Raw genomic sequence first — 22981 nt, 5'->3', positions numbered from 1 at the left:
CGTAAGCCCTACCCCGTCGAGCCTGCCCCTACCCTGCCCCTACCCTGCCCCGACTCTGCCCTTACCTGCCGCTCCGCCGCAGGCTAAGGCCCGCGCGGGTGGGAGACACCGCCCCCCGGCAGGGGGGCTTGCCCCACCCCGAGGACGCCAGGGGACGTCATGGCCGGGGCGAAGACCGGTCCGTAGCGTCGAACCTACCGTCACACAAGGAGGTCGCAGCCCATGGCATCCCGCCGGAAGCGCGAACGCACCGCCCCGGAACCGCGCACCGCCGACCCTGCGAACGCGGTGGAACTCCACGGGGTGACCCGTACCTACGGCTCCGGCGACGCCGCCGTCCACGCCCTGCGCGCCGTGGACCTCGCCCTGCCCCGCGGCAGCTTCACCGCGGTGATGGGCCCCTCCGGCTCCGGCAAGAGCACCTTCCTGCAGTGCGCCGCGGGCCTGGACCGACCGACGCGCGGCAGCGTCCTGCTCGGCGGCCAGGACCTCACCGGCCTCGGCGAGAACGACCTCACGAAGCTGCGCCGCAACCGCATCGGCTTCGTCTTCCAGTCCTTCAACCTGCTCCCCTCCCTCACCGTCCAGCAGAACATCCTGCTGCCGCAGCGGCTGGCCGGTGTGCGCCCGGACCGCCGCAAGGCCGCCGCCCTGCTCGACCGGGTGGGCCTGGAGGGCCACGGCAGCCGCCGCCCGGGCGCGCTCTCCGGTGGGCAGCAGCAGCGCGTGGCCATCGCCCGCGCGCTGATCACCGACCCCGAGGTGATCTTCGCCGACGAGCCGACCGGCGCCCTGGACACCGGGTCCGCCCGGGAAGTGCTGGGGCTGCTGCGGCACGCGGTGCGGACCCTCGGCGCCACCGTGGTGATGGTCACCCACGACCCGCTGGCCGCCTCCTTCGCCGACAAGGTGGTCTTCCTCGCCGACGGGACGCTCGCGGGCGAACTGCGGGACCCCGACCCCGCCTCCGTCGCGGACCGCATCGTCGCGCTGACCTCGGCGACCTCGGCCCGCCCGCTGGGAGCGGCGGCATGAACGGCCTCGCCCGCTCCTCGCTGCGCTTCCGCCCGGCGTCCTTCATCGGCACCTTCGTCGCCCTCTTCTTCGCCGCCACCGTGGTGACCGCCTGCGGCGCCCTGCTGCAGACCGGCCTGACCGCTCACGTGCCGCCGGAGCGCTACGCCAAGGTGCCGGTGGTGGTCGCCGCCGACCCCGAGGCGCACATCACCGTCGGGCACGGCGAGGACCGCGACACCGAGTCGCAGGCGCTCACCGACCAGCCGCGGCCGGCCACCGATCTCGCCGCCCGGATCGCCGCCGAGCCGGGCGTGGCCGCGGCCGTACCGGACATCGCGTTCCCGGTGCAGGCGCCCGGGACGCGGTTGCCGCCGCTCACCGGCCGCAACGCCTCCGCCCTGCTCATCGAGAACCCCGCGGCGACGACCGCCGCACCGCACCCCGGCCAGGTGCTGCTCGACCGTGCCTCGGCCCGCGCCGCCCACCTGGCGGCCGGCGACACCCTCACCCTCACCGCCCCCGGGGGCGCCGCCGCCTACCGGGTGGCCGGCCTGACCGGTGACCCGCGGCCCACCGCGTACTTCGCCGACACCGCGGCCGGCCCGCTCTCCGGCCACCCGGGTCTGGCCGACGCCGTCGCCGTCCTCCCCGCGCCGGGCGTCGGCACCGACCGGCTCAAGGAGGCGGCCGAGCACGCCGTCGGCGGCCGGGCGGAGGTCCGCACCGGGGACGGCCGCGGCGCCGCCGAGCAGCCGCGACTGGCCGGGGCCAGGGAGATGCTGACCGCGATCGGCGGCTCCTTCGGCGGCGTCGCCACCGCCACGGCGGTCTTCGTGGTGATGGGTACGGTCGCGCTGGCGGTCGGGCAGCGCGGCCGGGAGATCGCGCTGCTGCGGGCGGTCGGCGCGACCCCGCGGCAGATCCGCCGTACGGTCGCCACCGAGGCGGTGCTGGTCGCACCGGTCGCGGCGCGGCCGGCCTGCTGCCGGGCTTCGCGCTGGGCCACTGGTGGCTGAATCAGCTGGTGGCCAAGGACGCGGTACCGCCCGGCGTGACCCTCGCGGTCGGCTGGATCCCGATGGCGGCCGCGATCGGCGCCGGGCTGCTCGCCGCCCTGTCGGCCGGGTATCTGGCCGCCCGCCGCCCGTCGAAAGCCCCGCCGAGCCAGGCGCTGGGCGAGGCCGCCGTCGAACCCCGCAGGCCCGGCGTGATCCGTACCGTCCTGGGCGTGACGGCGCTGGCCGGCGGCATCGTGCTGGCCGCGGTCGCCGCGCACACCACAGGGGACGACGCCGCCTCGGTCGCGCTCGGCGTGGTCTTCACCTTCATGACGGCCGTCGCCTTTCTCGGTCCGCGGCTGGCCCGGCTGGCCGCCACCGTGCTGGGCCTGCCGCTGCGGCTGTCCGGCCGGGCGTCCGGTGAGCTGGCGGTGGCCAACACCCGGGCCAACTCCCGCCGGCTCGCCTCCGCGATCACCCCGATCGTGCTGGTCACCGCCTTCTGCGGCACGCTGCTGTGCATGGGCGGCACGATCACCCACGCGTCGTCCCGGCAGGTCAGGGAGGGTGTGGTCGCCGACCAGGTGCTCGGTTCCGCCGGCGCGGGACTGCCGGCGGACACGGCCGGACGGGCGGCACGGACCCCGGGCGTGGGCGCGGCGGTCGGCGTGCTCAGGACCGGCGCGCTCTACCGGGCGAGCGGCACGCTCAACTCGGCGAACGTCCTCGGGGTGAGCGGCGACCCGGCCGCACTGCCCGAGGTGCTGCGACTCGGCGTCCGCAGCGGCTCGTTGAAGAACCTCACCGGCGACGGCCGCACTATCGCGGTCGACACGCTGCTCGCCGCGTCGGCCCATGTGAAGGTCGGCGGCACGCTGCCGCTCTGGCTCGGCGACGGCACCCGCGTCAATCCCACCGTGGTGGCGACGTACGGACGGGGCCTGGGGCTCGGGCAGTTGCTGCTGCCGCGCGCGGCGGTCGCGGCGCACTCCTCGGCCGCCTTCGACAGCCAGGTGCTGGTGCGGGACCGGCCCGGTGCACGGCAGGACGCCGTACAGGCGGCCTTGCGGAAGCTCGCGGTCCCCGGCCTCACGGTCACCGACCGGGCGGGCTACCGGGCGCAGGCCGACCAGGACCTGGAGCTGAACGCCTGGTCGAACGAGGTGATGGCCTGGGTCCTCGGCGGCTTCGCCGCGGTCGCCGCCGCCAACACCCTGGTGATGACCGTCCTCGACCGGCGCCGGGAGGTCGCGCTGCTGCGGCTGGCCGGCACCACCCGCGGGCAGGTGCTCGGGATGCTGCGCTGGGAGGCGCTGCTGGTGGCCGCCGCCGGGCTGCTGACCGGGGGCGTCATCGCCTGGATCACCCTGGTCCCGATCGCCCGCGGCCTGACCGGCGGGGCGCCGTACGTGCCGCCGGCCACCGCGCTGGGCATCGCGGGCGGCGCGGTGCTGCTCGGCCTGCTCTCAACCGGCCTGCCGGCCCGCGCGCTGCTGCGCACCAGCCCGGTGGCAGCGGGCGCGGCCCGCGAATAGGCCGGGGCGCGACGGCCCGGGCCAGGACCGCGAGCGGCTGGTACCCGGGCCGCGGCGGACCCCGGGTACGGCGACGGGGCGGGCGCCCCCTGAGCGCCCGCCCCGCCTGGTTCCACCCCGTCAGCCGGGGATTCGGTCCCGCTCCGGCGCCGGATGGGTCACCGGGCCGGATTTTCTGCTGGGACCGACGTTACGACACGGTCCTGGTGATGATCACACTGCCCTTGCCCGCAAGCTGCCCGCGGGCGTCCAGCAGCTGGACCTCACCGAAGAACTGCCGGCCGGCCGGCGCCGCCGCCGACACCAGGACCGAGGCCGAGACCTCGGTGGAGGCGCCGTGCGCCAGGTTCACCGTGGCGGTGTCGTCCACCGAGACCGTACCGAGGGTGTCCGAGTAGTAGACGTCCTCGTAGTCGTAGGTGGTCGAGCCGGACGGCACCGAGTAGCCGTCCACCTCGAAGGTGTACGTACCGGCCGCCGGGGCGGTCAGGCTGACCGCCTCCTCCGCGTCGCCGTCGGCGGACTGGGCGATGAGCACCCCGTCCCGGTACACGTACAGGTCCAGGTCGGACCCGGTGTCGGACGGCGAACCGATCGACACGTCGAGCCGCGAGACGCCGGCCCCGAGGGTCAGCTCGGTGGTCTGCACGTCGCCCTGACCGATGGTCGGCTTCGCGGTGAGCGCCGACCCCAGCGGACCGCCCTGCAGCTTGCCCTTGAGCGCCGCGAAGTTGTTCTTGACGGTCCAGTCGGCGGTGGTCGGCGTACCGACCTTCGCCTCGTCGATCGTCTGCGTCGCCGGGTCGAACGCCGCCCCGAGCAGGGAGACGGTCAGCCGGTACGGGTTGTCCAGCTGCGGCGAGGTGCGGCGCGCCTCGACCTCGATCTCGTACACGCCCGGCAGCGGGTCGGCGTAGGACCGCACGTCCGGCCGGCAGGTGTTCGCCGGGTTGTCGTAGTTCGGGTAGCAGTCCGGGGTCTGGGTCGAGTCCAGCGGCACACCGTAGGGGTGCATGGTGACGAACCGGGTCTGGCTGCCCGGCTTCAGCCCGTCCATCGCGACCTCCAGGGAGGTCACCCCGGCCGGCACGGTGACGAAGTACGACGTGGTGACGTCCCGTTCGATGCTGCCCGAACGGGTCAGCGTGTACGACGGGCTCGGCAGCGGGGTGGAGACCACCACGGTCGACTGGATCTGGGTGTCGGTGCCGCGGGTCAGCGGGTCGTCCACGTTGAGCAGCGCGCTGTGCGCGCCGACCGTGCGCGGCTTGGCGGTGACCTTCACCGTGACCGGCTTGTTCAGCGGCAGCAGCACCAGGGGACTGGCCACCGAGAAGGTGCCGTCGTTGTGCGCCCAGCTCAGGGTGTGCAGCTGCGCGTACGCCGGGCCGCTGGTGCGGGTCACGGTGACGCTGTACGTCTTCTGCCGGCCGACCTGCAGGCCGCCCTCACGGTCATAGACACCGGTACCGAAGCCCGGGGTCTGCAGGAAGCCCGCCAGCGCGGTGTTCACCGGCGCCTTGACGGTGTACGTGTCGGCGCTGACCCCACGCTTGAGCAGGTCCCAGGCCGGGCCGACGGCGATCAGACCGGCGCCCTGCGCGATGGTCTGCGCGCCGGAGATGTTCTTGGCGGTGCTGGTGATGGCGGTGCGCAGCTGCGCCGGGCTGACCGTGATGTGGTGCGCCTTGGCCGCGGAGAGCAGCAGCGCCGCGGCGCCGGCCGCCTGCGGGGAGGCCATCGAGGTGCCCTGCAGCATGCCGTACCCGGGCGGCAGGTCGTAGCCTGCCTCGGCGACCGGGGCGCCGGCCTCCCAGGTCGGGATGGCGTTGACGGAGGCGCCCGGGGCGGTGATCACCGGGGCCAGGCCGCCGTCCTCGCGCGGACCGCGGGCGGAGAAGGGCAGCAGGCTGTACGGCACGGTCATGACCGAGCCGTAGTTGGCCGCCCAGGTCTCCTTGGAGATGGAGGCGGCGACGCTCAGCACGTGGTCGGCGAGACCGGGGTCGCTGATGGTGTTGACGCCGGGGCCGTCGTTGCCCGCGGAGATCACCAGCTGCACGCCGTAGGTGTCGATCAGCCGCTTGTAGAGCTGGGCGGTGGCGCTGGCACCGTCGTTGAGCGAACCGAGGCCGCCGACGGACATGTTGACGATGTCCACGTGCCGGTTGACCACCAGGTCGGTCATGCCCTCGGTGAGCGCGATGTTGGTGCAGCCGCCGCTCCAGGTGCAGGCCCGGGAGGAGACGATCTTCGCGCCGGGGGCGGCGCCGTCCATCGCGCCGCCGAAGAGGCCGTTGGCGGCGGTGATGCCGGCCACGTGGGTGCCGTGCTCGGACTCCACCACGCCGATGTTCACGAAGTCCGCGGTCTTGCCGACCCAGTCCCCGCCGTACGGGTCCATCGGCACGTTCTTGCGGATCTCGATGGTGAACGGGATCGACTCCGAGATCGCCGTCTTCGGGTTGTCGGTGCCGAAGTGGCCGATCTGGAAGCCGTTCTTGTACGGCTTCATCGCGGTGTCGTCGGTGAAGTCGCCGTTGTTGTTCAGGTCCACCCGCACGGTGCCGGCCGCCGGGTCGTAGAGCAGGCCCCACACGTCGGTGGTGTCGCCGTCGCGGTTCAGGTCGCCCTGCATGTCGCCGCCCTTGGTGGCGGCCTCGGCGAAGGTGCTGAAGAGGTACGAGCCGGCCGGCGCCTTCCAGGCGCGGTTCGCGGCGGTGAAGCTCGGGCCGTTCGCCGCGGTGACCATCGCCCGCCAGGTGCCGTCGCCGTCCAGGATCGGGTCGGTCGAGGTGACCCAGTCGACGATCTTGCGCTCACCGGTGGTGGTCTTCTGCAGCGCCGGGTGCCCGACGTCCACACCGGCGTCCAGGATGCCGATGGTCACCCCGCGGCCGTCGTTGGCCGGGTGGTCCTTGACGAAGTCGACCGCGCCGGTCTCGAAGGCCGGCTGGTACGGGTTCTTCGCCGGGGTCTTCTTGTCCGGGCCCGGGTAGGTCTTCGCGGGCTTGCCGTGGCCGCCGGGCTTGGTATGGGCCGCGCCGGTGGCGTCCGGAGTCGGGTCGTCCAGGGTGATCTCGTGCTTGAGGTCGATCGCGAGCACCTGGGGAAGTTTCTGGGCCGCCGCGAGCGCCGAATCCGCCTTCGCGGTGGGCACGGTGGCGCGGACGTAGCCGAGGTTGTCGTACGTCTGGCCGACGCTGGCGCCCTGCGCGTGCAGCTTCGCGGTGACCTGCGCGGTGTCGCCGGGGGTGGTGGCCAGCATGAAGGTGACGTTCTTGTCGCCGTCGGACTTGGCCTTGGCCAGCAGCGAGGCGTCACTGGAGCCGAGCTTGTCGGACGCGTCCTTGGTGGGGGCGTCCGGGGCCGGGGTGTCGCCTGCCGCGGTGGTGGCGGTGGCGGGGGGCGCCGGGTCGGCTACCGCGAGCGCGGGCCCGGCGGCCGACAGTGCGGCGACCAGGCCCGCGGCCAGCGCGATGCGGGCCGCGCGTCTCTTCGCGGTGGTGTGATGGAAAGGCATGGGCATCCCTGTTCGGACGGTGGCGGTCTGTTCGGAGTGCGGAGCCGTACGACCGCTCACACTGATGGAATGGGCTGCCTTTTGGGGAGACTTGACCTGCGTATGGTCCTGTCGTGACGTAAACCCGCCAACCGCCAGGGCGGCCTTTTCCGGTGAAATGCCACCAGACCGGGGGGACTTGGGCAGGGCCGCGGATCAGCGCGGCGTGACGACGACGTAGGCCGCCGGAGTGCGCTCGGCGGACGCCACGAGGGCGGTCCTCACCACGGTCGCCCGCTGGTCCAGGGAGCCGCGCAGCTCGGCCGGCGTCAGGCGGATCAAGGTGATGCCCAGCGCCTCCAGACGTTCGCGCTGCCGGGTGTACCGGGCCTCCACGGCGGCGTCGTCCAGCGCCTCGGTGCGGGTGTCCACGGCCACGGCGACGGCGTGCTCGGGCCAGTAGGCGTCCACGCCGCCCAGCGGAGGACCGCCGGGCAGCCGCAGCTCCACGTTCCACACCGGGTCGGGCAGGTGGTGGCAGCGCACCATCGCGTAGAGCCGCTGCTCGGCCATCGTCCGGCCGGCCGCGATCAGCGCGGGCACCGCCGCGGCCACCTGGGGCCGCTCCAGCACCCCCGCGGCGGAGAGCTCGGCCAGGACGGCGGCGGGGTCGCAGTGGCCCGCGCGTACGGCCTCGACGAGCAGCCGGCGGACGGTCTCCGCGTCGTCCAGCCGGCGCAGCGCGTCGGCGAGGGCCCGGGGCACCGGGGCGCACGGCATGCCGCCGACGTCCTGCGGCCGCGGCAGCGCCCGCACCCGGTGCACGGCCACGTCGCCGGCGTCCCGCAGTCGGCGCTGGAACGGGACGAGGACGTCGATCACCGGCATTCCCCGCAGCGGCGGCACCGCCGCGAAGCGGTGGAGCGCGAGAGCGGCCGGTCCGGTGACCACGGCCTCCCGCCCGCCGCCGACCGGTCCGTGCGCGCCCGGGTCCCGGCCGGCGTACAGCAGCGCCGCCTCCACCCGCTCCTCGCTGCTCAGCGGGCCCTGCCGCAGCAGGTACACCCCGGGCAGCACCTGCCGCCAGGGGCCGCCGGGCCTGCACCGTTCGGCGATCACCGCCGGGGTCACCCCGTGTGCCTTCAACTGCCGTCCGCTGGCCACGGCTCCGGTGGCGCTCACGCTCGGGGCAGTGCCGTGGTCCGTCTGGTGGTTCGTGTTCATGCGGGGGTCGTTCCCGCCCCGCCCCCCGGCCCTAACCGCTGTTACAGGCCCGTCGACAAAACCGGACAACACCGCGCTAAAGTCCACCAGTTCGGTTGCCGATGATGCCCTTACCCCCATTCGAGTGACCCCAGGTCCCTGACCAGCCCCACCCGGGGCGGCGTGGCCCGCAGGGCACGCCGCCCCGGGTGGGGGGGAGGGTTCAGCGCAGTGCGTCGCGGGACTGGGCGCGCAGGGAGCGGGCGAGGTCGTCGCGGGCTTCGAGGACCAGGCGGCGCAGCGCCGGGGCCGCCGCCGGGTGCGCGGCGAGCCACGCGTCCGTGGCCTCAAGGGTCTGCGGGCTGTCCTGCAGGGACGGGAAGAGCCCGCGCACGATGGACATCCCGATCTCGATGGACCGCGACGCCCACACCCCCTCGATCGCCTCGAAGTACGGCTCCACGTAAGGCGCGATGAGCTCCCGCGCCCCCGGCTGCGCGAACCCGGCGATCGTCGCCTCGACCAGCGCGTTGGAGAGCTTGTCGGACTCCACCACCTCCGCCCACGCCGCCGCCTTCACCTGCGCCGAGGGCCGCGCCGCCAGGCACCGCACCTCGTGCCGGTGCCCGGACGCGGTGTCGTCGCGGGCCCGTTCCGCCGCGACGGCCCCCGCGTCCGCCGCCCCCTGTGCGGTGAGCGTCGCCAGGAACGCCCAGCGCAGCTCCTGGTCCACATCGAGCCCGTCGACCTTCGCCGTACCGTCCAACAGCCCCCGCAGCAGCTGCAGATCCGAGGCCGACACCGCCACCGCCGCGAAGAACCGCGCCCACGCCAGCTGGTGCCCGCTGCCGGGCTCGGCCAGCCGCAGCTCCCGCAGCGCCCCCTCCGCCAGCGACTGCCCGGCCTCGTCACGCGCTCGGGGCGCCACGTAATGCGTCAGCGCGGTCCGCGCCTGCTGGTGGAGCGACTGGAGCACCCCGATGTCGCTCTCCCGCCCGGCGAAGCGCAGCAGCAGGTCCAGATAGTCCCGGGCCGGCATCAGCCCGTCCCGGGTCATGTTCCACACCGCCGACCAGGTCAGCGCCCGGGCCAGCGCGTCCGTCAGATCGCCCAGATGCCCCCGCACCGTCTCCAGCGACACCTCGTCGAAGCGGATCTTGCAGTACGTCAGGTCCTCGTCGTTCAGCAGCACCAGATCCGGCCGCTCCTGCCCGGCCAGCTCCGCCACCGCCGTCGAGGGCCCGGCCACATCCGTCTCGGCCCGTGCGTACCGCTCCAGCGCCCCGTCGGCGCCGCGCCGGTAGAGCCCGACCGCCACCCGGTGCGGGCGCAGCTCCGGGTGCGCCTCGTCGGCCGTCTGGACCACCGTCAGTTCGGTGATCCGCCCGGCCGCGTCATAAGTCACCTGTGGGGTCAGTGAGTTGACGCCGGCCGTCTCCAGCCACGCCCGCGACCACTCCGCCATGTCCCGCCCGGAGGTCTCACCGAGCACCGACAGCAGGTCCGCCAGCGTCGTGTTGCCGTAGGCGTGCCGCTTGAAGTACCGCCGGGCCGCCTCCAGGAAGGCGTCGCGGCCCACGTAGGCGACCAGCTGCTTCAGGACGGCGGCGCCCTTGGAGTACGTGATCCCGTCGAAGTTGAGCTTGGCGGCCTCCAGATCCCGGATGTCGGCCACCACCGGGTGGGTGGAGGGGAGCTGGTCGGCCCGGTACGCCCACGCCTTGCGCCGGTTGGCGAAGGTGATCCACCCCTCGGTGTACCGTGTCGCCTCGACCTGCGAGAAGGACCCCATGAAGTCCGCGAAGGACTCCTTGAGCCACAGGTCGTCCCACCACCGCATCGTCACCAGGTCGCCGAACCACATGTGGGTCATCTCGTGCAGCACCACGTTCGCCCGGTGCTCGTACGCCGCCCGCGTCACCTTCCCGCGGTAGATGAACTCCTCCCGGAAGGTCACACACCCGGGGTTCTCCATCGCACCGAGGTTGTACTCCGGCACGAACGCCTGCTCGTACTTCCCGAACGGGTACGGGTAGTCGAAGTGGTCGTGGAAGAAGTCCAGGCCCTGCTTGGTCACCGTGAAGATCTCGTCCGCGTCCAGGTGCCGCGCCAGCGACTTGCGGCACAGCACGCTCAGCGGGATGTCCAGCACGGCCCCGCTGCCCAGCGTCCGCGCGTAGTGGTCGGACTCCACGTGGTACGGGCCCGCCACCACAGCGGTGATGTACGTCGCGATCGGCTGCGTCGGGCGGAACTGCCAGATGAGGGCGGGCTCGTCGCCGCCGGCCGGCTCGTCACCGCGCACCGGGTCACCGTCGTGCGGGGCGTTGCTGATCACCGTCCACCGGGCCGGCGCGGTCACGTAGAAGGTGAACGGCGCCTTCAGGTCGGGCTGTTCGAAGTTGGCGAAGACCCGGCGCGCGTCGGCCGGCTCGTACTGCGTGTAGAGGTAGACCTCGCCGTCCTCCGGGTCCTCGAAACGGTGCAGCCCCTCACCGGTCCTGCTGTACGCGCAACGCGCGTCGACCACCAGCGTGTTGCGCTCGGCGAGGCCGTCGAGCGTGATCCGGCAGCCGTCGAAGACCTCCGCCGGGTCGAGCGTGCGGCCGTTGAGCCGGACCGAGAGGACCTCCGGTGCGATCAGGTCCGCGAACGAGGAGGCGCCCGGCTGCGAACATCGGAAGTTGATCGTGGTGTGCGACCGGAAGGTGCGCGGCCCCTCCCCTTCGGACGGTCCCACCGCCGAGGTGACGTCCAGCGCCACGTCGTACCGCTCGACGGACAGGATCGCGGCCCGGGCGTGGGCCTCCTCGCGGCTCAGGTTCTCGCCGGGCACGGGCGGCTCCTCGGTAGAAACGGCACATATCGGGTATGCGCACTCGGTGGACGTCCCGCATCTTCCCATGCGGCCGATCGGGGCCCGGCGGGGAATGCCCGCGCGCCGGTCCCGGTTGTGCGCTGAAGGAGAGCAGCATGTCCGTCACCTTTACCGAGGAGTACGCAGTGACCGCGACCGAGACGACGAAGACGCCGGCAGACTTCTGGTTCGACCCCCTGTGTCCGTGGGCGTGGATGACCTCCCGCTGGATGCTGGAGGTCGAGAAGGTCCGCCCGGTCGAGGTGCGCTGGCACGTGATGAGCCTCGCGGTCCTCAACGAGGACAAGCTCGACACGCTCCCCGAGCAGTACTCCACCTTCCTCAAGGAGGCGTGGGGCCCGGTCCGCGTCGTCATCGCCGCCCGCGAACTGCACGGCGACGAGGTGCTCGGCAAGCTCTACACCGCGCTCGGCACCCGCTACCACAACCAGGGCCTGCCCAAGACCCGCGAGACCATGGTCGCCGCCCTGGAAGAGGCCGGCCTGCCCGCCTCGCTCGCCGACTACGCCGACTCCGACACCTATGACACCGAACTGCGCGCCTCCCACAAGGAAGGCATCGACAAGGTCGGCCAGGAGGTCGGCACCCCGGTCATCGCGGTCCCCGGGTCCGACGGCGAGCAGATCGCCTTCTTCGGCCCGGTCGTCACCCCCGCCCCGCGGGGCGAGGAGGCCGCCAAGCTCTGGGACGGCACCTTGATGGTGGCCTCCATCCCCGGCTTCTACGAGATCAAGCGCACCCGCACCCAGGGTCCCATTTTCGACTGAGAGCGTTCGGTTCCCATGCCACACCTCGGACTGGTGAGCGTCGTCGTGCGCGACTACGACGAAGCCATCGCCTTCTACCGTGACGCCCTCGGCTTCGAACTGCGTGAGGACACCCCGCGCGGCGACGGCAGCCGCTGGGTCGTCGTCGCCCCGCCCGGCGCCCGCGAGACCGCGCTGCTGCTGGCCCGCGCCGCCACCCCCGGTCAGGCCGACCGGGTCGGCGACCAGACCGGCGGCCGGGTCGGCCTCTTCCTCAACACCGACGACTTCGACCGTGACTACAAACGGATGGTCGCGGCCGGCGTCGTCTTCGAGGAGGAGCCGCGCTACGAGTCGTACGGCGCCGTGGTGGTCTTCCAGGACCTCTACGGCAACCGGTGGGATCTGATCCAGCCGGCCTGACGGCATGGGCGGCCTGCCTTGCGCGGCTCGGCTCGGACTTGCCCGGCCCGGCTTGCTGGGCTCGGCTCGGACCTGCCCAGCTTGGCGGGACCCCACAGTGCGGGACGGACCTGTCCCGCACCGCGGGGTCCCGCTCCGCCTCCCGCCGGCGACGTGAGATGGCTCACCCGACCTGCCAGGACACCGCCAAACCCGGGCGCCCGCCAGTGCCTTGACGACGCACGGAACTCTCCAAGCGGTCCGCCTCCGCTTTGTCGCGGTCGCACGATGATCGCCCGGCGGCGCCTCGGTTAGCGTCACCGCATGAGTACCGCTGCCCCCGCCGCCCACGGCCCCGTGCTGGCCGACCTGCTGCCCGCCTCCCGGCTCCGCGACGCCGCCCTCGTCCTCGGCGGCGCCGCCCTCACCGGCCTCGCCGCCCAGCTCTCCGTCCCGGTCCCCGGCTCCCCGGTCCCGGTCACCGGCCAGACCTTCGCCGCCCTGCTGGCCGGCGCCGCGCTCGGCCCCCGCCGCGCCTTCGCCGCCCTCGGCCTCTACGCCGCGGCCGGCGCGGCGGGCCTGCCCTGGTTCGCCGGCGCCACCTCCGGCTTCACCATGCCCACCTTCGGCTACATCCTCGGCATGCTGCTGGCCGCCCCGGTCGTCGGCGCCCTCGCCCGCCGCGGCGCCGACCGCACCCCGGCGCGCACAGCCGCCGCCATGGTGCTCGGCTCGCTGCTCATCTACGCCCTCGGCGTCCCCTACCTCGCCGTCTCGGCCCACCTCCCGGCCGGCCAGGCCCTGGCCCTGGGCCTCAAGCCCTACCTCCTCGGCGACGCCCTCAAGGCCGCCCTGGCGATGACCGCCCTGCCGGCCACCTGGCGCCTGGTGAGCCGCGGCTGAGGTCCCCGGGGCCGCTGCCGCCGGTACGGCGGCGCCCGTGCCAAAATCGACCCATGCGCGTCTACCTCGGTTCCGACCACGCCGGCTTCGAAGTCAAGAACCACCTCGTGGAGTGGCTCACCGCCAACGGCCACACCCCCGTGGACTGCGGGCCGCACCTCTACGACGCGGGTGACGACTACCCGCCGTACTGCCTGCGCGCGGCGACCCGCACGGTCGAGGACCCCGGCAGCCTCGGCATCGTGATCGGCGGGTCCGGCAACGGCGAGCAGATCGCCGCCAACAAGGTCACCGGCGTCCGCGCCGCGCTCGCCTGGAGCGAGCAGACCGCCACCCTGGCCCGGGAGCACAACGACGCCAATGTGCTGAGCATCGGCGCCCGGATGCACTCGCAGGAGGACGTGGTGAAGTTCGTCGAGATCTTCGTCACCACCCCCTACTCGCACGAGGAGCGCCACCAGCGCCGTATCGACATGCTCGCCGCGTACGAGGCCACCGGCGAGCTGCCCCCGCTCCCGGCCGGCCGGCCGGCGCAGGACTGACGCCTGACATGCCCGAGGGCCACACGATCCACCGGCTCGCGCAGGACTGCCGGGAGCGGTTCGCCGGCTGGGACGTGCGGGTCAGCAGCCCGCAGGGCAAGTTCTCCGACAGCGCGGCGCTGCTGGACGGCGCCGTGCTGGACGCGGTGGACGCGCACGGCAAGCACCTCTTCCTCGGCTTCGGCGACCTTGGCTGGGTGCACATCCACCTCGGCCTGATCGGGAAGGTCGCCTTCGACGAGCGCGGGACGCCCGGCACGGTCCGGCTGCGGATCGCCGGCGGCAGCCGCGGCGAGCACATGCTCAATCTGCGCGGCCCGGCCGCCTGCGAACTCCTCACAGGACCGGAGAAACAGGCCATTCACGCCCGCCTGGGCCCCGACCCGCTGCGCCCGGACGACGACCCGGACCGGGTCTGGGCCCGGATCTCGCGCTCCCGGCTGCCGACCGCCGCCCTGCTGATGGACCAGAAGATCATCGCCGGGGTGGGCAACGTGTACCGCGCCGAGGTGCTCTTCCGGCAGGGCGTGGACCCGTACCTGCCCGGCCGCGACCTGCCCCGCCCGGTGTGGGACGCGATATGGGCCGACCTGGTGGCCTTGATGCGCGAGGGCGTGCGCACCAACCGGATCGACACCGTGCGGCCCGAGCACGAGCCCGAGGCGATGGGCCGGCCACCGCGCAGGGACGACCACGGCGGCGAGGTGTACGTCTACCGCCGGGCCGCCCTGCCGTGCCTGGTCTGCGGCACCGAGGTGCGCACCGAACCCCTCGCGGCGCGAAACCTCTTCTGGTGCCCCGCCTGCCAGCCCGCGCGCGGCTGACCCCACCGTCCGGCGCCGGTCAGAAGCCGTGCGGCAGCCACGGCTCGCTCCCGCCGCGGAAGGCCGCCGACGCCTCGGCGAGCGCGCCCGGCCGCAGCTCCCGCACCAGCCCCGCCCCGGCGAGCCCGGACAGCGTGAACCCGCCCAGATAAGCGGTGCCCAACTCGCGCACGTCCAGCGCGAGTTCGGCCGAGTCCCCGGTCCGCTCGCAGACCGCTCCCTTCGCGTCGCCGGTCAGCCGCCAATTCCCGCTGTTCCAGGGGCAGAAGGCGTCCTCGACCGCGAACACCACGTCGACCGGGGTGGTGTACGTACGCTGCGCCAGCGCCGCGCCGACATCCACCAGCCGCAGATGCAGACCGTCGCGGTAACCGAGGTTGCAGCGGCGGATGTCGGAGGCCAGGTGCTGCAGCGGATCGTCGCAGGGCCGGCTCAGGAAGCGGATCCGCGAGGTGAGGTCGATCGAGCCGAGGAAGCCCCACAACGCCGCGTAGGTCACCGGATCGAGTGCTTCCACATCCCGCAGCCTGACCGTCTCGTCCGCGCCGGACATGCCCCACTCGGCGGTCGTCGCATACCGCGTGTACCCCCGTACCTCACCGTCCACTTCGGCCAGCACGCACAGCAGCGGCCCCGCACCGTCCCGTTCGCCCGGCGGATCCAGCGTCGCGCGCCTCTCCCAGCCGGGCTGCCGGGCGAGCATCCCGGCCCGGCGCGGCACAAGCCGCGCGTACACCGCCTCACAGGCGTCAAGTCCCCCGGCGGGGGAGACGAACCGGAACCGTACGTTCTCCACTCCGGCGGGCCGGGCGAAGGTGGTGCGGGTGGTGTCGATGACCCCGTGCAGCTGCCTGGTCGCCATCCCGTAGCCGAAGCGGCCGTAGATCGCCGGCTCCGAGGCGGTCAGCGCGGCCAGCGCCTCTCCCCGCTCCCGGAAGTCGTCCAGCTGCCGGCGCATGAGCGAGGTGAGCACCCCGCGCCTGCGGTGGGTGGCCGCGACACTGACCATCGTCACCCCGGGCATCGGCAGCAGGGCACCGCCGGGCACCGTCATCCGGAACGAGAAGGCGCCCGCGGTGCCGATCATCTCCGCGCCGTCCCAGACGGCCAGCGTCCGGTCGTACTCGGTGACCTTGCGCCACTGCGCGCGGTTCTCCGGCGCGTCCGCCGGGCCGCCGAAGGCACGCTCCAGCCGGTCGTACAAGGTGTCCCACTGCTCCGGTGCCAGTACCCGCAGGTCGAAAGTCATCCCCTCTGCCTACCAGTCGCGCCCCCCGGCGGCGAACGTATTTCCGTACCCCTTTTCGCACTTCGCGGCTCATCTCACAGGTCACCCGCCCTGCACGGCGGGCCCGCCGGTCGGTAGGGTCGCCGCAACATGGCAAAGCGTTCGGCAAAGGAAGATCTGCGGTTCCGGTGGAGCAGAGGCCTGCACCGGGCCCGGCTCGCGGTGCGCAAGTCCGCGGTGGACTACTTCCGGGGCGACGCCTCGGACTGGGCGGGCCTGGCCGTGCTCGCGCTCGCCATCCCGCTGCTCGCGTACGCCACCGTCTGCACCCCGGTGTGGTGCCCGCCCAGCGCCCTGGTGCTGCCGATCCTCACCGGCGGCCTGCTGCTGCGCCCCTCCAGCCTGCTGCTGCTCTACGCCGCCTCCGCACTGGCCCTCGTCGTCGAGTCCGCGGTGCTCGGCCCGTACCGGGAAGGCCCGGCCCGGGTCACCCCGGGCACCGTGCTGGTGGTCACCGCGGTGGCGCTGGCCGGGCTGATCATCGCCCAGTTCAGAGCCCGCGTCGGGGTGCCCTGGCGGCGCGGCCACACCATGCTCTTCGACCTGCGCGAGCGCATCCGGGTGCAGAGCAGGCTCCCGCGGCTGCCCGGCGGCTGGCACGCCGAGATGGCGCTGCGGCCGGCCGGCGGCCAGTCCTTCTCCGGTGACTTCGTGGTGGCCACCCGCAGTTCGGGCGGCCGGATCCTGGAGGCGGTGCTCACCGACGTCTCCGGCAAGGGCATGGACGCCGCCTCCCGCTCCCTGCTGCTGTCCGGCGCGTTCGGCGGCCTGCTCGGCTCGCTGCCGCCGCACGCCTTCCTCACCGCCGCCAACGGCTACCTGCTGCGGCAGAACTGGGAGGAAGGATTCGCCACGTCGGTCCATCTGGTACTCGACCTGGAGAGCGGCGACTACGAACTGCTCTCCGCGGGACACCTGCCCGGGGTCCAGCTCCACGCGGGTACCGGCCGCTGGGAGGAGAAGGCCGCCGAGGGCCCGCTGCTCGGCGTCTACGCCGGCGCCGAATTCCACGGCGTGAAGGGGACGTTGCGGGCCGGCGATGTTCTTCTGCTGTTCACCGACGGCCTGGTGGAGGCCGCCGACCGGGACATCACCGAGGGCGTGGACCGGCTGATCGGCGAGGCCGACCGCTATGTGGCGACCGGATTCCGCGGCTCCGCCTGGCGGTTGATCGAAGCGGTCGCCAAAGACGTCAACGACGACAGGGCGTTGCTCGTGGTGTGCCGGGACTAGCCCCAGGGAATGGGACTATGAGCCAGACAGGTCTTGGATGTCGGTGGCTGATGGCACCATGGGAACGGGCGAGGCGGGGGGCAGCAGATGCGGCACGGTTCCCCGGACCGGCACGTCCGGCACGTCCGGCGAGGAATTACCGAAAGAGGAAGTGATCCGCTGTGGTTATCTCCCTGTCCGCGGTGCTGCTGCTGGCGATCGTGCTGGTTGTGATGATCCGGAGCAAGTCCATCAAGGTCGGACCGGCCATCGTGGCGGCCCTCTTCGGATTCTTCATCGCCTCCACCAACATGGCGCCGTCCGTCAACCGGTTCCTGACGTCACTTGCCGACACCATCAACCAGATAAAGCTCTGACGCGGGCAGCGCCTGGGAGTTCGTCTCCAGGATGCGGCGCAGTGTCTCTCTGGGCGTCCGTCCGGGCGTCCGTCCGGCCCCCGGGTGTCCGCCGGTGAGCAGGGCGGCCAGAACCGCGATCCGGGTCTGCCCGGCGCCCAGGGTGCCCGCCAGCAGTGCGCCGCCGGCCACCAGGTCCACCGCACCGCCGCCGGTGTAGAGCGGGGCGACCGCGCCCGCGGCCACCCGGGTGCTGACCGCGACCAGCACGCCGTCGGCGGTCGCCTTGGCGACCGCCTCGGCCACCTGCGGGTTGGCGTTGCCCGCGCCGGTGCCGACCACGACCAGCCCGCGGGCGCCCGCGTTCAGCGCGGCCTCCAGCAGGACGGCGTCACCGTCGCTGTGGTGCATCAGAATGTCCACCCGGGGAGCCGGCGTCCCGGGCGCGGGCAGCGGCAGCGCCTCGGCGCGCGGCCGGCGGCGCCCCCAGGTGACCCGCCCGAACTCGACCCGGCCCAGCGGGAGTCCGTCCGGGTCGCCGAAGGCGCGCGCGTCCACTGTGTGCTTCTTCACGGTGCCGCGGGCCGCGAAGACCTGGCCGGCGAAGACGATCACCGCGCCGATGTCCCGGCCGGTCGCCGCGGTCAGCAGCGCGTCGTAGAGATTCCCCGCCGCGTCGCCGTCCTCGGCGTCCAGCGGCTTCTGGGCGCCGGTGAAGACCACCGGGCGCCGGTCGCCGTGGAAGAGGTCGAGGAAGAACGCGGACTCCTCCAGGGTGTCGGTGCCGTGGGTGACCACCACACCGTCCACGGCGGGGTCGGCGAGCGCGTCGTGCACCGCGTGGAGCAGCCGCAGCTGGTGGTCGGTGGTGAGCCGGGAGCTGTTCACCGTGAAGAGGTCCACCACGGTGACGTCCACGCCCTCGGGCACCGCGCCGGCGGCGAGCACCTCCTGCCCCGCGGCCTCGGCCGCGTACCCGTCGCCCTGCCACCGGCTGGCAATGGTGCCTCCGGTGCTGATGACCACGACGTGTCGCACGATGCCTTCGCCTCCAAGGGTGATGGTGGGCAGTCCCCGCCGACACAATGATATGCGCGTAGACCTGCCATATGATTGCGAATATCCACCACCATCGCGCCATAGAGTGCTAGAAGATGCTGTCATGGACGCCATCGACAGAAGTATCTTGCGCGAACTCCAGGCAGACGGCCGGCTGAGCAACCAGGAGCTGGCCCAGCGCGTCGGTCTCACCCCGTCCCCGTGCCTGCGGCGGGTGCGCCAGCTGGAGGACGACGGGGTGATCCAGACCTACCGCGCGGTGGTCGATCCGGCCGCCGTCGCCCGCGGCTTCGAGGTCTTCGCCTCCGTCGAGGTCCGCCGGGACCGCTCCTCGGTCGCGGCCTTCGAGGAGCGCCTGCAGTCCATCCCCGACGTGGTCGAGGCCTACCGCCTCTACGGCGCCCCCGGCAGCCTGCTGCGCATCGCGGTGGCCGACTCCGACGCCTACGAGCGTTTCTGGACCGAGAAGCTCATCGCCCTCCCGGGCGTCACCGACGTCAACTCCCAGATGATCATGAAGCGCATCAAGTCCCCCCAGGGCATCCCCGTCGACTGACAACGTGCTCGGGCCCCCGCCGCCGGCCGCCCGGGCCCGGACGCAGCGACGGCCCGGGCCACGGAAGGTGATCCCGGGGCCTGGGCCGTGGAGGTCGTACGGATGTCCTACGGATGTCCTACGCATGCCGCACGGACACCGTGCGGAACTGGAGCGGGCGACGGGAATCGAACCCGCGTAGCTAGTTTGGAAGACTAGGGCTCTACCATTGAGCTACGCCCGCAGCGCCATGATTCTGGCACACCGCATAGTAGCCGGTCGAACCGGCGCGGCTGCGGGTGAATACCGGCTGCCCAGGGGTACGGAGGCATGTACTCTACGTGTCGCACCAGCGGGGTGTGGCGCAGCTTGGTAGCGCGTCCGCTTTGGGAGCGGAAGGCCGTCGGTTCGAATCCGGCCACCCCGACCAGTCAGTTCCGCGGCGGGCCCGGCGGCATGTCCGCCCGTACGGCCCGGCCCAGGGAGGCTGCGGTACGACCCCCTCCGGGAGGTTTGTGGTACCGGTAGGATGGGCCGCTGGCGACCGGACGCGCGCACTTCCCGCGCACAAGCGAATCGCCCCAACCAACGTAAAGCCCCCAAGGAGACCCAACCGTGAAGAGCGCCGTCGAGACTCTGAACCCGACCCGGGTTCGACTCACTGTCGAGGTGCCCTTCGAGGAGCTCAAGCCCAGCCTCGACGCGGCGTACAAGAAGATCAACGAACAGGTCACGGTGCCGGGCTTCCGCAAGGGCAAGATCCCTGCGCGCGTCATCGACCAGCGGTTCGGCCGTGGCGCGGTCCTCGAAGAGGCCATCAACGACGCGCTGCCCAAGTTCTACACGGATGCGGTCAACGAGGGTGAGCTGAACGTTCTCGGCCAGCCCGACGTCGACATCACCGAGTTCAACGACGGCGACGAGCTCAAGTTCACCGCCGAGGTCGACATCCGTCCCACCATCGAGATCCCGGACTTCTCCGGTATCGAGGTCGTCGTGGACGCGGTCGAGGTCTCGGACGAGGACGTCGAGAAGTCGCTGGAGCAGCTGCGTGACCGCTTCGCCTCGACCACCCCGGTCGAGCGCCCCGCCGCCGACGGCGACGTCGTGGTGGTCGACCTCGAAGCGAGCGTCGACGGCAAGGTGCTGGACGACGGTGTCGCCAGCGGCGTCAGCTACACCATCGGCTCCGGCCAGCTCCTCGACGGGATCGACGAAGCCGTGATCGGCCTGGAGAAGGGCGGCTCCGCCACCTTCACCTCCGAGCTGAAGGGCGGCACCGCCGAAGGCCAGCAGGCCACCGTCAAGGTCGACGTCACCGACGTCCAGGAGCGCGAACTGCCCGCCTTGGATGACGAGTTTGCCCAGCTGGCGTCGGAGTTCGACACGCTTGAGGAGCTCCGCGAGGACAGTCGCACCCGCCTGGAGCGGATGAAGTCCTACGACCAGGCCACGCAGGCCCAGGAGAAGGTGCTCGACGCGCTCATCGAGCTGATCGAGGTCCCGATCCCGGAGAAGCTGCTGCAGGACGAGATCGGCACCCGGGTGCACAACCTGGAGCACCACCAGTTCCCGCAGATGGGCCTCACCTGGGACTCCTACCTGGAGGCCGAGGGCAAGACCCGCGAGGAGTACGACGCGGACCTGGAGCAGCAGGCGGTCAAGGGCATCAAGACCCAGTTCATCCTTGACGAGCTCGTCAACAAGGAGAAGCTCTCGGTCAACCAGGAGGAGCTCACCGAGCACCTCATGCGGCGCGCCGCCACGTCGGGCATGACCCCGGACCAGTTCGCCCAGGCCGTGGTCGAGGGCGGCCAGGTGCCGATCCTGGTCGGCGAGGTCGCCCGCGGCAAGGCGCTGGCCGTGGTGGTCGAGGCGGCGAAGGTCACCGACACGAATGGCGAGGTCGTCGACCTCGCGGACGAGGACGAGGACGAGGACGCCTCGGGCGGCGAGACCGTGGAGCCTGCGGCGGCTGACGCGGTCGCTGACGGCGAGCCCGAGGCCACCGAGAAGGCCTGACCCCGGGCTCCCTGCCGCGTGGCCGCGGCTGCGCCACCTGTGCGGCTGCCGCCGCGCGGCATGGTTGCGTCCGACGGTGCCTTACAGGGGCGCTGGGGGTACCCCCGGACGAAGTCTGGGGGAGGAACTGCGCGACCAGCCGTCGACGGGCTGAACGTCGTCACCGGCCCGAAGGGGCAGTCGCTGTCGTGTCCGGGCCACCGGCCGGTGGTGGGTTGCTCGCGCCGTTCCCCGCGCCCCTTCGGGGCACGGTGTCCCCCGCCCCGCGGGGGAAGGTCACCGCCCGCTACGGGGCACACCGGCCCCCGCCCCGCGGGGGAAGGGCGGCGCCCGCTACGGGGTACGGCGTCCGCCCGGCCCATCCGGAAAGGCCGCGCAGCGACCTGCGCTCACAGCGAACAGTTCCGCGTAGGGGATTGCCGGGCCCCACCTGCGCGTTAGGGTCCGTTAGTAGGAGGGCAGGGGTGCAGCACCGGCAACGCCGGGACAGCGGCCCCCGGCCCTGACGAAGACCCTGTGGCGGCGCCCTCGCCGTCCGACAAACGAGCAGGTGGATACGTGACGACTCCGATGCCTTCCGCCGCCGGCGAGCCGACTTTCGGTGGCCTCGGCGACCAGGTCTACAACCGACTGCTCGGCGAGCGAATCATCTTCCTCGGCCAGGCGGTCGACGACGACATCGCCAACAAGATCACCGCGCAGCTGCTCCTCCTTGCCGCCGAGCCGGACAAGGACATCTACCTCTACATCAACAGCCCCGGCGGCTCCGTGACCGCCGGCATGGCCATCTACGACACGATGCAGTTCATCAAGAACGACGTCGTCACGATCGCCATGGGCATGGCCGCCTCGATGGGCCAGTTCCTGCTCACCGCGGGCACCCCCGGCAAGCGGTTCGCGCTGCCGAACACCCGCATCCTGATGCACCAGCCCTCCGCCGGCCTCGGCGGCTCGGCCACCGACATCAAGATCCAGGCCGAGCAGCTGCTGCACACCAAGCGCCGGATGGCCGAGCTGATCGCCCAGCACTCCGGCCAGACCTTCGAGCAGATCACCAAGGACTCCGACCGCGACCGCTGGTTCTCCGCCGAGGAGGCCCAGGAGTACGGCCTGCTGGACGGCGTGATGCTCTCCGCCGCACACGTGCCGGGCGGCGGCGGCACCGGCGCCGGCGGCCCGGCGGCCTGAGCCGCAACCCCCGGCCACCGGAAGCCACCGGCAAGCCCAGCGGCCCGCAGATCACTCGAAGACTTTCATCACCAGGACGGTGGACGTGAACCCCATGAACTTCCCCGGCAGCGGCCTGTACGAGCGCACCGAGGCCGAACGGCCCGGTGTGTTCGGCGCCGAGGCCCGCTACATCATCCCGCGCTTCGTCGAGCGCACCTCGCAGGGCGTACGCGAGTACGACCCGTACGCGAAGCTCTTCGAGGAGCGCGTGATCTTCCTCGGGGTGCAGATCGACGACACCTCCGCCAACGACATCATGGCCCAGCTGCTGTGCCTGGAGTCGATGGACCCCGACCGGGACATCTCGGTCTACATCAACAGCCCCGGCGGCTCCTTCACCGCGCTGACCGCCATCTACGACACCATGCAGTTCGTGAAGCCCGACATCCAGACGGTCTGCATGGGCCAGGCGGCGTCGGCGGCGGCGGTCCTGCTGGCGGCCGGCAGCCCCGGCAAGCGGATGGCGCTGCCCAATGCCCGGGTGCTCATCCACCAGCCGTACAGTGAGACCGGCCGCGGTCAGGTGTCCGACCTGGAGATCGCCGCGAACGAGATCATCCGGATGCGGCAGCAGCTGGAGGAGATGCTGGCCAAGCACTCCACCACGCCGATCGAGCAGATCCGCGACGACATCGAGCGGGACAAGATCCTCACCGCCGAGGAGTCGCTCGCGTACGGTCTGGTCGACCAGATCGTGTCCACCCGCAAGACCTCCGTGAACGTCTGACG

19 protein-coding genes and 2 tRNA genes are annotated in these 22981 nt (G+C 72.4%); 15 read left to right on the top strand and 6 right to left on the bottom strand.

The window, feature by feature from the left end:
- The first annotated feature begins 222 nt into the window (after positions 1-222).
- Genes OG552_RS11955 through OG552_RS11945 form a run of 3 tightly spaced genes read left to right on the top strand, consistent with a single transcriptional unit; the run spans position 223 to position 3550 of the window.
- Complete coding sequence (locus OG552_RS11955; protein WP_329132064.1) at positions 223-1035, top strand: ABC transporter ATP-binding protein; 813 nt, start codon at positions 223-225, stop codon at positions 1033-1035.
- Positions 1032-2033, top strand: coding sequence for an ABC transporter permease (locus tag OG552_RS11950; protein WP_329132062.1), 1002 nt, complete (start codon positions 1032-1034; stop codon positions 2031-2033). Before OG552_RS11955 ends, OG552_RS11950 begins: the two co-directional genes overlap by 4 nt.
- Before the next feature lie 8 nt (positions 2034-2041).
- A complete protein-coding gene (locus OG552_RS11945; protein WP_329132060.1) occupies positions 2042-3550 on the top strand; it encodes an ABC transporter permease in 1509 nt (502 codons plus the stop codon).
- 190 nt (positions 3551-3740) lie between these two features.
- Here the strand turns inward: OG552_RS11945 and OG552_RS11940 are convergent, their stop codons facing one another.
- The 3 genes from OG552_RS11940 to pepN form a co-directional block, all read right to left on the bottom strand.
- Entirely contained in the window at positions 3741-7073 is a 3333-nt protein-coding gene (locus OG552_RS11940; protein ID WP_329132058.1) for a S8 family serine peptidase, read from the bottom strand.
- Between the two features lie 195 nt (positions 7074-7268).
- Entirely contained in the window at positions 7269-8276 is a 1008-nt protein-coding gene (locus OG552_RS11935; protein WP_329132056.1) for a hypothetical protein, read from the bottom strand.
- 202 nt (positions 8277-8478) lie between these two features.
- Positions 8479-11091, bottom strand: a complete 2613-nt coding sequence (pepN, locus tag OG552_RS11930; protein WP_329132054.1) for an aminopeptidase N — start codon at positions 11089-11091, stop codon at positions 8479-8481.
- Positions 11092-11228: 137 nt separating this feature from the next.
- Between pepN and OG552_RS11925 the strand changes: the two genes are divergently transcribed.
- The 5 genes from OG552_RS11925 to OG552_RS11905 all read left to right on the top strand — a co-directional run bounded on the left by OG552_RS11925 (position 11229) and on the right by OG552_RS11905 (position 14550).
- A complete protein-coding gene (locus tag OG552_RS11925; RefSeq protein WP_329132052.1) occupies positions 11229-11900 on the top strand; it encodes a mycothiol-dependent nitroreductase Rv2466c family protein in 672 nt (223 codons plus the stop codon).
- A gap of 15 nt (positions 11901-11915) precedes the next feature.
- A complete protein-coding gene (locus tag OG552_RS11920) occupies positions 11916-12302 on the top strand; it encodes a VOC family protein (RefSeq protein WP_329132050.1) in 387 nt (128 codons plus the stop codon).
- Positions 12303-12605: 303 nt separating this feature from the next.
- Positions 12606-13184: a biotin transporter BioY gene (locus OG552_RS11915; protein WP_329132048.1), complete on the top strand. Its 579-nt coding sequence runs from the start codon at positions 12606-12608 to the stop codon at positions 13182-13184.
- A gap of 53 nt (positions 13185-13237) precedes the next feature.
- A complete protein-coding gene (locus OG552_RS11910) occupies positions 13238-13726 on the top strand; it encodes a ribose-5-phosphate isomerase (RefSeq protein WP_329132046.1) in 489 nt (162 codons plus the stop codon).
- Between the two features lie 8 nt (positions 13727-13734).
- Positions 13735-14550 carry an Fpg/Nei family DNA glycosylase gene (locus OG552_RS11905; protein ID WP_329132044.1) on the top strand — a complete coding sequence of 272 codons (816 nt, stop codon included), beginning with the start codon at positions 13735-13737 and terminating at the stop codon, positions 14548-14550.
- A 19-nt stretch (positions 14551-14569) separates the two neighbouring features.
- Here OG552_RS11905 and OG552_RS11900 read toward each other — a convergent pair whose 3' ends face one another.
- On the bottom strand, positions 14570-15799 hold the full coding sequence (locus tag OG552_RS11900) for a GNAT family N-acetyltransferase (protein WP_329132042.1): 1230 nt from the start codon (positions 15797-15799) through the stop codon (positions 14570-14572).
- 129 nt (positions 15800-15928) lie between these two features.
- On the opposite strand from OG552_RS11900, the gene OG552_RS11895 reads away from it, so the two are divergent.
- Positions 15929-17071: a PP2C family protein-serine/threonine phosphatase gene (locus OG552_RS11895; RefSeq protein ID WP_329132040.1), complete on the top strand. Its 1143-nt coding sequence runs from the start codon at positions 15929-15931 to the stop codon at positions 17069-17071.
- A gap of 161 nt (positions 17072-17232) precedes the next feature.
- Positions 17233-17427 carry a hypothetical protein gene (locus OG552_RS11890; protein ID WP_329132038.1) on the top strand — a complete coding sequence of 65 codons (195 nt, stop codon included), beginning with the start codon at positions 17233-17235 and terminating at the stop codon, positions 17425-17427.
- Here the strand turns inward: OG552_RS11890 and OG552_RS11885 are convergent.
- Entirely contained in the window at positions 17392-18444 is a 1053-nt protein-coding gene (locus tag OG552_RS11885) for an asparaginase (protein WP_329132036.1), read from the bottom strand. The two genes, OG552_RS11890 and OG552_RS11885, sit on opposite strands and share 36 nt — an antisense overlap.
- A gap of 124 nt (positions 18445-18568) precedes the next feature.
- Here OG552_RS11885 and OG552_RS11880 point away from each other — a divergent pair, with 124 nt between their 5' ends.
- A complete protein-coding gene (locus OG552_RS11880) occupies positions 18569-19021 on the top strand; it encodes an Lrp/AsnC family transcriptional regulator (RefSeq protein ID WP_329132034.1) in 453 nt (150 codons plus the stop codon).
- Positions 19022-19170: 149 nt separating this feature from the next.
- On the opposite strand, the gene OG552_RS11875 is transcribed toward OG552_RS11880, so the two are convergent.
- Positions 19171-19244: transfer RNA gene (locus OG552_RS11875), tRNA-Gly, on the bottom strand.
- Between the two features lie 109 nt (positions 19245-19353).
- Here OG552_RS11875 and OG552_RS11870 point away from each other — a divergent pair.
- The 4 genes from OG552_RS11870 (at position 19354) to OG552_RS11855 (ending at position 22979) form a co-directional block, all read left to right on the top strand.
- Positions 19354-19430: transfer RNA gene (locus tag OG552_RS11870), tRNA-Pro, on the top strand.
- 185 nt (positions 19431-19615) lie between these two features.
- On the top strand, positions 19616-21022 hold the full coding sequence (gene tig / locus OG552_RS11865) for a trigger factor (RefSeq protein ID WP_329132032.1): 1407 nt from the start codon (positions 19616-19618) through the stop codon (positions 21020-21022).
- Between the two features lie 570 nt (positions 21023-21592).
- Positions 21593-22210, top strand: a complete 618-nt coding sequence (locus OG552_RS11860; RefSeq protein ID WP_329140746.1) for an ATP-dependent Clp protease proteolytic subunit — start codon at positions 21593-21595, stop codon at positions 22208-22210.
- A gap of 94 nt (positions 22211-22304) precedes the next feature.
- Positions 22305-22979 carry an ATP-dependent Clp protease proteolytic subunit gene (locus tag OG552_RS11855; protein WP_329140744.1) on the top strand — a complete coding sequence of 225 codons (675 nt, stop codon included), beginning with the start codon at positions 22305-22307 and terminating at the stop codon, positions 22977-22979.
- Positions 22980-22981: the final 2 nt, after the last annotated feature.

Source organism: Streptomyces sp. NBC_01476 (assembly GCF_036227265.1).
Taxonomy (GTDB): domain Bacteria; phylum Actinomycetota; class Actinomycetes; order Streptomycetales; family Streptomycetaceae; genus Actinacidiphila.
The sequence above is the reverse complement of the archived record's forward strand: the minus strand, read 5'-3'. Positions and strand labels throughout refer to the sequence as shown.

Bases quoted from the DNA above. Each gene is read 5' to 3' on its own strand.
- OG552_RS11955 (WP_329132064.1), top strand. From the start codon at position 223: ATGGCATCCCGCCGGAAGCGCGAACGCACCGCCCCGGAACCGCGCACC.
- OG552_RS11950 (WP_329132062.1), top strand. From the start codon at position 1,032: ATGAACGGCCTCGCCCGCTCCTCGCTGCGCTTCCGCCCGGCGTCCTTC.
- OG552_RS11940 (WP_329132058.1), bottom strand. From the start codon at position 7,073: ATGCCTTTCCATCACACCACCGCGAAGAGACGCGCGGCCCGCATCGCG.
- OG552_RS11935 (WP_329132056.1), bottom strand. From the start codon at position 8,276: ATGAACACGAACCACCAGACGGACCACGGCACTGCCCCGAGCGTGAGC.
- OG552_RS11925 (WP_329132052.1), top strand. From the start codon at position 11,229: ATGTCCGTCACCTTTACCGAGGAGTACGCAGTGACCGCGACCGAGACG.
- OG552_RS11920 (WP_329132050.1), top strand. From the start codon at position 11,916: ATGCCACACCTCGGACTGGTGAGCGTCGTCGTGCGCGACTACGACGAA.
- OG552_RS11915 (WP_329132048.1), top strand. From the start codon at position 12,606: ATGAGTACCGCTGCCCCCGCCGCCCACGGCCCCGTGCTGGCCGACCTG.
- OG552_RS11910 (WP_329132046.1), top strand. From the start codon at position 13,238: ATGCGCGTCTACCTCGGTTCCGACCACGCCGGCTTCGAAGTCAAGAAC.
- OG552_RS11905 (WP_329132044.1), top strand. From the start codon at position 13,735: ATGCCCGAGGGCCACACGATCCACCGGCTCGCGCAGGACTGCCGGGAG.
- OG552_RS11900 (WP_329132042.1), bottom strand. From the start codon at position 15,799: ATGACTTTCGACCTGCGGGTACTGGCACCGGAGCAGTGGGACACCTTG.
- OG552_RS11895 (WP_329132040.1), top strand. From the start codon at position 15,929: ATGGCAAAGCGTTCGGCAAAGGAAGATCTGCGGTTCCGGTGGAGCAGA.
- OG552_RS11880 (WP_329132034.1), top strand. From the start codon at position 18,569: ATGGACGCCATCGACAGAAGTATCTTGCGCGAACTCCAGGCAGACGGC.
- OG552_RS11860 (WP_329140746.1), top strand. From the start codon at position 21,593: ATGCCTTCCGCCGCCGGCGAGCCGACTTTCGGTGGCCTCGGCGACCAG.
- OG552_RS11855 (WP_329140744.1), top strand. From the start codon at position 22,305: ATGAACTTCCCCGGCAGCGGCCTGTACGAGCGCACCGAGGCCGAACGG.